Source organism: Pseudomonas sp. FG47 (genome assembly GCF_057809115.1).
In genome coordinates, this window is the sequence record NZ_JBMDJI010000017.1 from 43,540 (window position 1) to 55,762 (window position 12,223).

A 12,223-nucleotide genomic window follows, 5' to 3' on the forward strand; every position below is an offset into this window, starting at 1 on the left:
TATACAGGGTAAGGAGATATCACTTTTCCTCACCCTCATGGGGCATCAGCATGGCGCTTTTCAGCCCGTGCGAGATGCCCGATGCAACCTGTCATGCCATCCATCGACCCTGCCATCTTCAACTTGGCCCCCGGCTTCCGGGCGCTGAGCATCACTGTGCAGGCGGCACCGATCCGTCATCCGGAGGTCGCCGGCCAGGCATTGGCCAGTGCCTGCGCCGCCGTCGTGGCAGGCCAGCCGGCCTGGGCCGACGCCCACCTGCAGGCCTGGGCCGAGGTGTTCCGCGGTTTCGGCGCCAAACCCCAGCGTACTCCCTGTTCGGCCGAAGCCTTGCGCAAGCGCGTGCTGCGCGATGGCGCGCTGCCGGCCCTCGACCCGCTGGTCGATCTGTACAACGCCATCAGCCTGGCCTATGCGGTGCCGGTCGGCGGCGAGAACCTGCAGGCCTATGTCGGCGTGCCGCGCTTGGTGCTGGCCGACGGCAGCGAGTGCTTCGACACCTTCAAGGAGGGCGCGCTGGTGCAAGAAGCGCCCGCGGCCGGGGAGGTGGTCTGGCGTGATGACGCCGGAGTTACCTGCCGGCGCTGGAACTGGCGCCAAGGTGTGCGGACCCGGCTGGACGCCCAGGCGCGGCAGATGTGGTTCGTCCTCGAAAGCCTGCCGGCGATGCCGTTGGCGGCACTGGAAGAGGCGGGCAACCGGCTGTCGGAGGGGCTGCACCGGATGATGCCAGGGGCTGGGGTTATCCAGCGCCTTGTCGATGGCCCTGAGGGGTGAACCACTACATGTTGTGTTGACCTTGCCGTTCTTGATCTATATCTTGTGTCCCGCTTTCGTTGGGGACACAGTATGTTGTGTTTTTTGTTTTTCTTAACACTAGATATGGTGTTTTCCCCTGGTAAAGCCCTCATCCGAAACGCGGCACGTTTCGGTATAAAAGCTGACCCTGAAGTCGGTTTTTCAGGTCCAGGAAGGAAGATCGCATGAACAACACGAACCCATCCCCCGCAAACCCACCGGCCGGCACCCCGCGCCGAGGGCTCGATATGGCGGAGCAGGTTGCCGCGCCAACCCCCGTGGCTGGAGAACCCGTTGCCGTGGATGAGCGAGATCTTGGCTTTGAAGAGAGAGAAGAACCTCTTCGCGACCCGGGTGATCGAGTACCAGGCCGGCGCTGCGCTGTCGTGGGATTGATGGCGAGCACGCAGGGGAGAGGCCGATGAACCGGATAAAGACGCCCTGCATCGGCTTGTGTTCGACGGTGTATGGCGATGCGGTGTGCCGTGGCTGCAAGCGCTACGATGACGAGATCATCGCCTGGAACGGCTACGATGAAGCGCGCAAGGGTGCGGTGATGCAGCGGCTCGATGGCTGGTTGGCGCAGGCCATGCGGGACCGGTGCGAGGTAGTCGATGTCGAGCGCCTGCTGGCCGGCGCCAAGGTGTTGGGGGTGCATGGCGGCTCGCGTGCCTTCGTGCATCATTGCGCCTATGAGGTGATCCGGCGCGGTGCCAGGGTCATCACGGCGCTTGAGGATTATGGTATCCGCTTGCTGCCTGCGGTGGCGTCGTTGCCATTGGACGAATTCAGGGACCTGCTGGACCAGGCTGTCTTCCAATTGGCGGTGCAGGCATCAACGGCATAGGGGCGCTCCAGCGTGTCGCCGGGTTCGCCAGCAAGCTGGCTCCTACAGGTATTGCAGGTCGCGATCGGCGTAGGAGCCGGCTTGCCGGCGAACACCGGCGCAGCCGGTGCCAGCCACCGCGTCGCCGGGTTCTCTCGGGGTCGGTTTCAGGACGCGCCTGGTCGCCCGCGTGCAACCCAGCCGCGCCAGACCTGCCATGCTCTGGGGATGCCCATGGACCGAGCGCGCCCAGACGCCCGGCCAGCGGCAAGGAGGGTGCCCGCACCGCGCCACCGTGACGTGCGCGGGCACCACAGCTGAACACCGCCGGACACTGGCCCGCCACAAGGGCCGGGCCGGGTTGCCGAGGTCTGCTGTATGCCTGATGAGTTGAAGCACCTGCCATTGATCCAGCGCGTCCTGGCCCGCGAGAAGGACACTCCCGGCGCGCTGCTGCCGATCCTCCACGCCATCCAGGCCGGTGCCGGCTACATTCCCGACCTTGCCGTCGGCGAAATCGCCCATGCCCTGAACCTCAGCCTGGCCGAAGTGCGCGGGGTGATCAGTTTCTATCACGATTTTCGTACCACGCCGCCTGCGCGTCACACCTTGCGCCTGTGCCGCGCCGAATCCTGCCAGAGTCGTGGCGCCGAAGCGTTGGCCGCGCAGTTGCGCGAGCAATTGGGGCTGGATGACCACGGCGTTAGCGCAGACGGCGCGCTCGACCTGCGCCCGGTCTACTGCCTGGGCGCCTGTGCCTGTTCGCCAGCGCTCGAGCTCGATGGCCAGTTGCACGCCCGGGTCACCCCTGAACGCCTGCGGGCCCTGGTGGCTGGCTGCCGCGAGGAGGTGAAGGCATGTTGAACCTGTGTATTCCCTGCGACTCCCTGGCCCGTGCCGTCGGCGCCGACCAGGTGGCCGAGGCATTGCTTGCCGAAGCCGCCCGCCGCCAGCTGGCGCTGCATATCAAGCGCACCAGCGCCCGCGGCCTGTACTGGCTGGAACCTTTGATCGAGCTGGAGAGCGACCAGGGTCGCCAGGGCTTCGGTCCGGTGACCGTCGAGGACGTGCCCGGCCTGCTCGATGCCTTGGCCGGCAACGCCACAGGCCATCCGCTGGCGCTGGGGCCGGTCGAGGAAATAGCTTATTTGAAGACCCAACAACGCTTGCTGTTCGCCCGTGCCGGCATCACCCGCCCGTTGTCCTTGGATGACTACCATGCCAACGGTGGCTTCGAGGGGCTGCGCCGGGCCAGCGTGCTGGACGCCGAGGAGGTGGTCGCCGCGGTACTCGAGTCTGGCCTGCGTGGCCGTGGCGGCGCGGCTTTCCCGGCGGGCATCAAGTGGCGCACCGTGCGCCAGGCCCAGGGTAGGCAGAAGTACGTGGTGTGCAATGCCGACGAAGGTGACTCCGGCACCTTCGCCGACCGCATGCTGATGGAGGGCGATCCGTTCCTGCTGATCGAAGGCATTATCATCGCCGGCCTCGCGGTGGGGGCGAACACCGGTTACATCTATGTGCGCTCGGAGTACCCGGACGCGGTGCGTGCCTTGAACGAAGCCATCCTGCTGGCTCGCGAGGCGGGCTACCTGGACGTCGCCGGCAAGGGCGTGGCCTTCGATCTGCAAGTGCGGGTCGGCGCTGGGGCTTATATCTGCGGCGAGGAAACCGCGTTGCTCGAGTCCCTGGAGGGCAAGCGCGGCATTGTTCGCGCCAAGCCGCCGCTGCCCGCGCTGGAGGGCCTGTTCGGCCAGCCGACGCTGGTGCACAACGTGCTCACCTTGGCCTCGGTACCGATCATCCTGGCCAAGGGCGCGGCGTTCTACCGCGATTTCGGCATGGGCCGTTCGCTGGGCACCTTGCCGTTCCAGCTGGCTGGCAATATCCGCCACGGCGGCTTGGTGGAACGCGCCTTCGGCCTGACCTTGCGTGAGCTGGTGGAGGTCTACGGCGGCGGCACCGCCAGCGGCCGACCGATCAAGGCGGCGCAGGTCGGTGGCCCGCTGGGTGCCTGGGTGCCGCCTGAGCAGTTCGACACGCCGCTGGACTACGAGGCCTTCGCCGCCATCGGCGCCATGCTCGGCCACGGCGGCGTGGTGCTGGCCGACGACAGCCTGAACCTGGCCAGCATGGCCCGTTTCGCCTTGCAGTTCTGCGCCGAGGAGTCCTGCGGCAAGTGCACGCCCTGCCGGATTGGCTCGACCCGTGGCGTGGAGGTGGTCGACCGGCTCATCGCCAGCACCGACCCGGCCTACCGGCAAAGCCAGGCGGCGTTGCTGCGCGACCTGTGCGACACGCTGCAATACGGCTCGCTGTGCGCCATGGGCGGCATGACCGCCTACCCGGTAGCCAGCGCCCTCAAGCACTTCCCCGCCGATTTCGGCCTGGAGGCCGCGCAATGATCAACTACTTCGACCCCCGCAGCGACATCGACCTGGGCACCCCCGAGCGGATCAGCGAGGTGCAGGTCAGCCTGGTCATCGACGGTCGCGCGATCAGCGTGCCGGCCGGCACCTCGGTGATGCGCGCCGCGGCCATGCTCGGCACCAGCATCCCCAAACTGTGCGCCACCGACAGCCTCGAGGCCTTCGGCTCGTGCCGCATGTGCATGGTCGAGATCGACGGCATGCGCGGCTACCCGGCCTCCTGCACCACGCCGGTGGGCGAGGGCATGGTGGTGCGCACGCAGACGCCGCGCCTGGCCGACCTGCGGCGCAACGTGATGGAGCTGTACATCTCCGACCACCCGCTGGACTGCCTGACCTGCTCGGCCAACGGCAACTGCGAGCTGCAGACCGTCGCCGGTCAGGTCGGCCTGCGCGAGGTGCGTTATGGCTACGATGGCGCCAACCACCTGGCCGAACAGAAGGACGTGTCCAACCCGTACTTCGATTACGAGCCGAGCAAGTGCATTGTCTGCAACCGCTGCGTGCGCGCCTGTGAGGAGATCCAGGGCACCTTCGCCCTGACCATCAGCGGGCGCGGCTTCGCCTCGCGGGTGGCGGCGGCGGGGGGCGACAACTTCCTCGAGTCCGAATGCGTGTCGTGCGGCGCCTGCGTGCAGGCCTGCCCGACGGCGACCCTGAGCGAGAAAAGCCTGATCCAGCTAGGCCAGCCCGAGCGCGCGGTGACCACCACCTGCGCCTATTGTGGCGTGGGTTGCTCGCTGCGCGCCGAGATGAAGGGCGACCAGCTGGTGCGCATGGTCCCGGACAAGCACGGCGGCGCCAACCACGGCCATGCCTGCGTCAAGGGGCGCTTCGCCTGGGGCTATGCCACCCATCCGGACCGCATCACCAAGCCGATGATCCGCAAGCGCCTCGAAGATCCCTGGCAGGAAGTCAGCTGGGACGAGGCGGTGGCTTATGCCGCCAGCGAGTTGCGGCGCATCCAGCTCAAGTACGGGCGCGATTCCATTGGCGGCATCACTTCCAGCCGTTGCACCAACGAGGAAGCCTACCTGGTGCAGAAACTGGTGCGCACGGCGTTCGGCAACAACAACGTCGACACCTGCGCGCGGGTCTGCCATTCGCCCACCGGCTACGGCCTCAAGCAGACCCTCGGCGAATCCGCCGGCACCCAAAGCTTCGACTCGGTGATGCAAGCCGATGTGATCCTGGTGATCGGCGCCAACCCCACCGACGCCCACCCGGTGTTCGGTTCGCAGCTCAAGCGCCGCCTGCGCCAGGGCGCGCGGCTGATCGTCATCGACCCGCGGCGCATCGATCTGGTCGACTCGCCTCATGCCCGCGCCGAGCTGCACCTGCAACTGCGTCCCGGCACCAACGTGGCCATGCTCAATGCCCTGGCCCATGTGATCGTCAGTGAAGGCCTGCTCGACCAGCGCTTCATCGATGCCCGCTGCGAGACCGAGGACTTCGCCCGCTGGCGTGATTTCGTCGCGCTGGCGGACAACGCGCCCGAGGTGCTTGGCCCGGTGTGCGGCGTGCCCGCCGAGCAGATCCGCGCCGCCGCCCGGCTGTACGCCAGCGGCGGCAATGCGGCGATCTACTACGGCCTGGGCGTCACCGAGCACAGCCAGGGCAGCACCGCGGTGATGGGCATCGCCAACCTGGCCATGGCCACCGGCAACATCGGCCGCGAAGGGGTGGGGGTGAACCCGCTGCGTGGGCAGAACAACGTGCAGGGCTCCTGCGACATGGGCTCCTTCCCCCATGAGCTGCCCGGCTATCGGCACATCTCCAATGCCAGCGTGCGTGCCGAATTCGAGCAGGCCTGGGGCGTGACCTTGCAGCCTGACCCCGGGCTGCGCATTCCGAACATGTTCGAGGCCGCGCTCGATGGCAGTTTCAAGGCGCTGTACTGCCAGGGCGAAGACATCGCCCAGAGCGACCCCAACACCCAGCACGTCACCGCCGCGTTGCTGGCGATGGAGTGCGTGGTGGTACAGGACATCTTCCTCAACGAGACGGCCAAGTTCGCCCATGTGTTCCTGCCGGGCAGCTCGTTCCTCGAGAAGGACGGCACCTTCACCAACGCCGAGCGGCGCATCTCGCGGGTGCGCAAGGTGATGGAGCCACTGGCCGGCAAGGCCGACTGGGAAGCCACCATGGCCCTGGCCGGCGCGCTGGGATACCCCATGCACTATCCTGACCCGTCGGCGATCATGGACGAGATCGCCCGCCTGACGCCTAGCTTCCACCGCGTCAGCTATGCCGAACTGGAGCGCCATGGCAGCCTGCAGTGGCCGTGCAACGATGTCGCGCCCGATGGCACGCCGACCATGCACATCGAGCAGTTCGTGCGCGGCAAGGGGCGCTTCATGCTCACCGGCTACGTGCCCACCGACGAGAAGGTCAACAGCCGCTATCCATTGCTGCTGACCACCGGGCGCATTCTTAGCCAGTACAACGTCGGCGCCCAGACCCGACGCACCGGCAACGTTGCCTGGCACGACGAGGATCGCCTGGAAATCCACCCCAGCGACGCCGAGAGCCGCGGCATCGCCGATGGCGACTGGGTCGGCGTGGGTAGTCGCGCCGGGCAGAGCGTGCTACGCGCCAAGGTCAGCGGCCGGGTGGCGCCGGGCGTGGTGTATACCACCTTCCACTTCCCCGAGTCCGGGGCCAACGTGATCACCACCGACAATTCCGATTGGGCCACCAACTGCCCGGAATACAAGGTTACCGCGGTGGAGGTGGTGAAGGTGTTCCAGCCCTCGGAGTGGCAGAAGCGCTACCAGCATTTCAGTGAAGAACAGCGGCGCTTGCTCAAGGAGCGGCGCCAGGCGGACAAGGTGGAGGTGCGTCGATGAGCAATGACAACCTGGTCAAGATGGCCAACCAGATTGCCCACTACTTCGACAGCGAGCCGGATCATGCCAAGGCGGTGCAGGGCGTGCGCCAGCACCTGCAGAGCTTCTGGACGCCGGCGATGCGCCGGCAACTGGCCGCGTGGGTCGAGGCGCATGCCGGGGAGGGGCTCGATGCGAAGGTGCGGGAGGCGTTGTAGCCATTCACCGGCTGCTACCGCGTTGGCAGGTTCGCCAGCAAGGCTGGCTCCTACAGGGCAGGGGCGGGATAACGTGTAGGAGCCGGCGTTGCCGGCGAACACTGGCAGGCACCGGGTTGGCGGGTTCGCCAGCAAGCTGGCTCCTGCAGGGCAAGGGCGGGATAACGTGTAGGAGCCGGCGTTGCCGGCGAACACTGGCAGGCACCGGGTTGGCGGGTTCGCCAGCAAGCTGGCTCCTACAGGGCAAGGGCGGGATAACGTGTAGGAGCCGGCTTGCCGGCGAACACTGGCAGGCGCGCGAGGCTGTCCAGCGCGACCAGGGCGGCATGGTCCTGGCCGTGGCGCAACGGCTGTGCATGGCGTTATCCCGGATAACGGTGATCCGGCGATTATCGACGCCCAGGCCCTGCCTGGCGAGGCAAGATGAAAAGTCCGTCATCTTTGCCGGCTTGCCCCAGGGCCGGTGCTACGCTCGCAAAAACACCGTCACGGAAGCCCACCATGGACATGAACTGGCACCAGGCCTTGCAAGAGAGCCTGCGCTGGCTGGCAATCGCCTCATCGATCACCCTCGTCTGCTTCACTGTCTGCGCGCTGCTGGCAGTGCGCCATACCCGCTGGGGCGCCCAGTTCTGGCAGTTGGCCGGGCCCTATTTCAGCTGGCGGCGCAGTTGGCGGCCACTGCTGGCCTTCGCCTTGCTGCTGGTGCTGACACTGTTCGCGGTACGCCTGAACGTGCTGTTCTCGTTCTGGTACAACGGCTTCTACAGTGCCCTGCAGGCTCTGGACCAGACCGCGTTCTGGTACCTGCTCGGCGTGTTCGCGGTGCTGGCGAGCATCCATGTGCTGCGTTCGCTGTTCACCTTCTACGTCACCCAGGCATTCACCATTCGCTGGCGGGTGTGGCTCACCGAGCGTCTGACCGCCGACTGGATGCAGGGTGATGCCTACTACCGTGGGCAGTTTCTCGCAGAGCCGGTGGACAACCCCGACCAGCGTATCGAGCTGGATGTGAACGCCTTCGTCACCGGCTCCGTGTCGTTGGCGCTGGGGGCTGTCAGCGCGCTGGTGTCGCTGGTGGCCTTCACCGGCATTCTCTGGGGGCTGTCGGCGCCGCTGACGGTGGCCGCCATCGAGGTGCCGCGGGCGATGGTGTTCGCGGTGTACGTCTATGTGCTGATCGCCACCTGGATCGCCTTCCGCCTCGGCCAGCCGTTGATTCGCCTGAATTTCCTCAACGAGCAGTTCACCGCCAACTTCCGCTACGCGCTGATGCGCCTGCGCGAAAATGCCGAGAACATCGCCTTCTACCAGGGCGCGCAGGTGGAGCGGGGCACCTTGCTGGGCCGTTTCTTCACCTTGATCGGCAATGCCTGGGCGCTGGTGTTCAGAAACCTCAAGTTCAGCGGTTTCAACCTGGGGGTCAGCCAGGTCGCCGTGGTGTTCCCGTTCATTCTCCAGGCGCCACGCTTCTTCAGCGGCGCGATCAAGCTGGGCGATGTGATGCAGACCGCCCAGGCCTTCGGCCAGGTGCAGGACTCGCTGTCGTTCTTCCGTGAGTCGTACGACACCTTCGCCAAGTACCGCGCTACCCTCGACCGTCTGACCGGCTTTCTCGATGCCAACCAGCAGGCCAGCGCCTTGCCTCGCGTGACCACCGTCGAGCAGGCCCACGCCCTGGATATCCTGGGGTTGCAGGTGCTGCGTCCAGATGGACACGCGCTGATCGCAGACCTGCGCCTGAACCTGCAGGCCGGCCAGGCGCTGCTGATCAAGGGCCCCTCGGGCAGCGGCAAGACCACCTTGCTGCGCGCCCTGGCCGGGCTCTGGCCTTATGCCCAGGGTGAAGTGCGCCGACCCTTGGGCCAGCAATCGTTGTTCCTCGCCCAGCGCCCGTACCTGCCCCTGGGCGACCTGCGCACTGCCATCGCCTATCCGGCCGCTGGCCTGCCGACGGACGATGCGCGCATGCAGCAAGCTTTGCAGCAGGTCAACCTGGCGCACCTGGTCGAGCGCCTCGGCGAGCAGCGCGACTGGTCGCGCATCCTGTCGATCGGCGAGCAACAGCGCTTGGCTTTTGCCCGGGTGCTGTTCAACCGGCCGCAGGTGGTGTTTCTCGACGAATCCACCTCGGCCATGGACGAAGGGCTGGAGCATGCGTTGTATGGGCTGTTGCGCCGCGAGATGGCGGACAGCCTGCTGGTCAGCGTCGGGCACCGCAGTACGCTGGCGGGGTTTCATTCCCATCGGCTGGAGGTGGACGGGCAGGGGGGCTGGGCGTTGTTGCAAACACAAGGGGTTCAAGCACCAGCTTGATTCCCCGCGATGCCTGGTTCCCAGCAAGACCGGAACAGGCCTTAAATGCTATAGGAGCCAGCCTTGCTGGCGAACATCGGCGTCGCCGGTGCCAGGCATCGCGCGCTCTTATGATTCACAGGGGTGTCCGAACGGGAGTCAGCCATAGCCCTGCCAGCGTGACCAAGGCGAACACGCTGCCCATCATGAAGGTCGCCTGGTAGCCCAGCCAGTCCCACAGCCCGCCGGCCAGCACGCTGGCCAGCAGCAGCGCCACCCCGGTCAGCAAGTTGAACACCCCGAACGCCGTGCCGCGCAGGTGCGTCGGGGCATGGTCGGCGATCAGCGCATCCCGCGGTGCGCCGCGGATGCCCTTGCCGATACGGTCGACGAAGCGCGCGGCGCTCAGCCATTCCAGCCCAGAGGCCAGCGGGAATACCGGTTTGCTCACGGCGGCCAGGCCATAGCCGATCACCGTGAGCAGCTTGCGTTTGCCCAGACGGTCGCTGAGGGTGCCGGAAAACACCTTGGTGAGCGACGCCGTGGCTTCGGCGATGCCTTCGATCAGGCCTACCGCGAGCACCGAGGTGCCGAGCACGGTGACCATGTACAGGGGCAGCAGGGCGTGGATCATCTCCGAGGAGATATCCATGAGCATCGAGACCCAGCCCAGGGCCCAGACGCTGCGGGGGATGGGGTGATGGTCGGGCATGCTGCTCTCGAGGATGGCGTCGCCTTCACTGTAGCCGATGTCGCCCGCGAGCCAGGCGGCTCCTACAGGATTGCGTAAGGCGCAAGCCAATCGTCAGGACTTGAAACGCCCCACCAGCCCCTTCAATTCATCAGACGTCCATATACCGCCACATATTTTTTTGCGTACAAAAAATACAGATATTGTTCTGTTTTTCGGAACTCACTGATTAACAAAGAATAATTAATCAGATGGAACAGGCAGGGTGAACGGCCCCTGAAAACTTTCATTTTTACTGGCCGTTCGTTCATTGACGCAGGCGTTAATGGCTAAATAGTATCGCGCCTTTCGCACCGGCAGTTCATTGCTTCGAAGGAACGAACATGGAGCTTTTTGCCCACGGCGCACGGTGGTGCGCTGCCTTGGCTGGCCTTTGCCTGGCCGTCACCCTGAACCCGGCCATGGCCGCCTCGCCAATCCTGCCGGGGGACCAGGAGCTGATCCGCGATCGCCAGAACCGCTTGCTTGAAGAACAGCAACGGCGTCTCGAGGAGCTCAAGGATCTGCCCGGCGAGCGGACCGCGCCGGCGACGCCCACGGCGCCGAGCCAGAACCGTTGCTTTGCGATCAAGACCATCGAGCTCAAGGGCGCCGACGCCCTGTCGGCCAGCGAGCGCGACAGCCTGTTGGCACCCTATGTCGGCCAATGCCTGGGCGTCGCCCAGCTCAACGAGCTGCTCAAGGCCATCACCGACCGCTATATCGCCAAGGGCCTGGTCACCAGCCGCGCCTACCTGCCACAGCAGGACCTGTCGTCCGGTCACCTGCAGGTGCTGGTGGTCGAGGGTCGTCTCGAAGGGCTCAAGGCCGTCGAGGGCAGCAAGCTCAGCGCCCGCGAGTTGGACATGGCGTTTCCCGGCCAAGCCGGCGACCTGCTCAACCTGCGTGAAATCGAACAGATGGTCGACCAGCTCAATCGCCTGGCGTCCAACCAGGCCCGCATGCAATTGACCCCCGGCCAGGCCGTCGGCGGCAGCGAGGTACAGGTCGCCAACACCCCGCAAAAACCCTGGCGGGTCGGCCTGTCGCGCAGCAACGATGGGCAGAAGAGCACCGGCGAGCAGCAGTGGGGCAGCAGCTTCGAGTGGGACAGCCCGCTGGGCCTGGCCGACCAGTTGGTGCTGCGCGGTGGCCATGATGCCATCAGCGACCACCAGAAGACCTCGCGCAACGCCGCGTTCTACTACAACCTGCCGTTCGGCTGGTGGAACCTCAGCTACAGCTACAGCCAGAGCGAGTACCGCGCCCTGGGTGAGGCGGCCAACTACAACTTCAAGCAGTCCGGCGACAGCCAGAACCACCAGTTGCGCCTCGAGCGGGTGATCCACCGCGACTCGCTGAGCAAGACCTCGCTCAACAGCGGCCTGAGCTACCTGCGCACCAACAACTACATCGAAGACAGCCGCCTGGCCAACAGCAGCCATCGCCTCAGCGAAGCGCAGTTCGGCATCAATCATGGTCGGCGCATTGGCGGCGCCTTTCTCAACATCGACCTGGGCCTGCAAGAAGGCATCGGCGCCTTCGACGCCCAGCGTGAGCGCGAGCGTGATAACAACGGCAACCGCCTGCCCAGCGCTCGATATCGCAAGTACAGCGCCACCGCCAGCTACCTGCAGCCGTTCAAGGTGCTGGGCGAGTCGCTGGTGTTCAGCAGTCTGGTCACTGGTCAGCGCAGCGAGGATCGCTTGTTCAGCCCCCAGCGCATGAGCCTGGGCAGCCAGTCCTCGGTGCGTGGCTACAAGGACCAGAGCCTGAACGGCGACAGCGGCTACTACTGGCGCAACGACCTGCGCTGGAGCCGCCAGGTGGGCTGGGACTGGCTGCGCCCGGTGCTGGCCGAGTACGGCCTGGGCCTGGGCTACGACGTCGGCGCGATCAGCCATGACCGCTACAGCGGCGCCCAGCATGGCCGGGTGTCCAGCGATTCGCTCGAGCTGTTCGCCCGTGGTCGCAACCTGTCAGCCAGCGTGACCTTCGCCCATTCCCTCGAACGCCCGGACGGGCTGCTCGAGCGCGAGGCGCCCGTCTACTTGCGCCTGGACCTTTTCCTTTAACCCCGCTTGTTACCCGAGATGCCCAAC

8 protein-coding genes and 2 pseudogenes are annotated in these 12,223 nt (G+C 66.0%); 9 read left to right on the top strand and 1 reads right to left on the bottom strand.

The features are described 5' to 3' along the window. Window positions 1-81: 81 nt before the first annotated feature. The 8 genes and pseudogenes from ACODS5_RS14600 (at window position 82) to ACODS5_RS14635 (ending at window position 9,412) form a co-directional block, all read left to right on the top strand. A complete protein-coding gene (locus ACODS5_RS14600; protein ID WP_134690113.1) occupies window positions 82-777 on the top strand; it encodes a B3/B4 domain-containing protein in 696 nt (231 codons plus the stop codon). A gap of 303 nt (window positions 778-1,080) precedes the next feature. Beyond that, a pseudogene (locus tag ACODS5_RS14605) lies at window positions 1,081-1,194 on the top strand (hypothetical protein); the annotation flags it as partial. Between the two features lie 25 nt (window positions 1,195-1,219). Further along, entirely contained in the window at window positions 1,220-1,645 is a 426-nt protein-coding gene (locus ACODS5_RS14610) for a DUF1289 domain-containing protein (RefSeq protein WP_489109000.1), read from the top strand. Between the two features lie 357 nt (window positions 1,646-2,002). Next, window positions 2,003-2,488, top strand: a complete 486-nt coding sequence (locus ACODS5_RS14615) for a formate dehydrogenase subunit gamma (RefSeq protein WP_134690115.1) — start codon at window positions 2,003-2,005, stop codon at window positions 2,486-2,488. Further along, window positions 2,482-4,026, top strand: a complete 1,545-nt coding sequence (locus ACODS5_RS14620; protein ID WP_489109001.1) for a formate dehydrogenase beta subunit — start codon at window positions 2,482-2,484, stop codon at window positions 4,024-4,026. Before ACODS5_RS14615 ends, ACODS5_RS14620 begins: the two co-directional genes overlap by 7 nt. After that, window positions 4,023-6,899: a formate dehydrogenase subunit alpha gene (gene fdhF, locus ACODS5_RS14625; protein ID WP_489109002.1), complete on the top strand. Its 2,877-nt coding sequence runs from the start codon at window positions 4,023-4,025 to the stop codon at window positions 6,897-6,899. Before ACODS5_RS14620 ends, fdhF begins: the two co-directional genes overlap by 4 nt. Beyond that, the gene (locus tag ACODS5_RS14630; protein WP_134690118.1) at window positions 6,896-7,096 is read left to right on the top strand and encodes a formate dehydrogenase subunit delta; all 201 of its coding nucleotides are present in this window, start codon (window positions 6,896-6,898) and stop codon (window positions 7,094-7,096) included. The genes fdhF and ACODS5_RS14630 overlap by 4 nt, the downstream gene beginning before the upstream one ends. 501 nt (window positions 7,097-7,597) lie before the next feature. Next, entirely contained in the window at window positions 7,598-9,412 is a 1,815-nt protein-coding gene (locus ACODS5_RS14635) for an ABC transporter ATP-binding protein/permease (RefSeq protein WP_489109003.1), read from the top strand. Window positions 9,413-9,533: 121 nt separating this feature from the next. On the opposite strand, the pseudogene ACODS5_RS14640 reads toward ACODS5_RS14635, so the two are convergent. Continuing rightward, window positions 9,534-10,103 (bottom strand): annotated as a pseudogene (locus tag ACODS5_RS14640) (MFS transporter); the annotation flags it as partial. A 362-nt stretch (window positions 10,104-10,465) separates the two neighbouring features. Between ACODS5_RS14640 and ACODS5_RS14645 the strand changes: the two are divergent. After that, complete coding sequence (locus ACODS5_RS14645; RefSeq protein ID WP_489109004.1) at window positions 10,466-12,196, top strand: ShlB/FhaC/HecB family hemolysin secretion/activation protein; 1,731 nt, start codon at window positions 10,466-10,468, stop codon at window positions 12,194-12,196. Window positions 12,197-12,223: the final 27 nt, after the last annotated feature.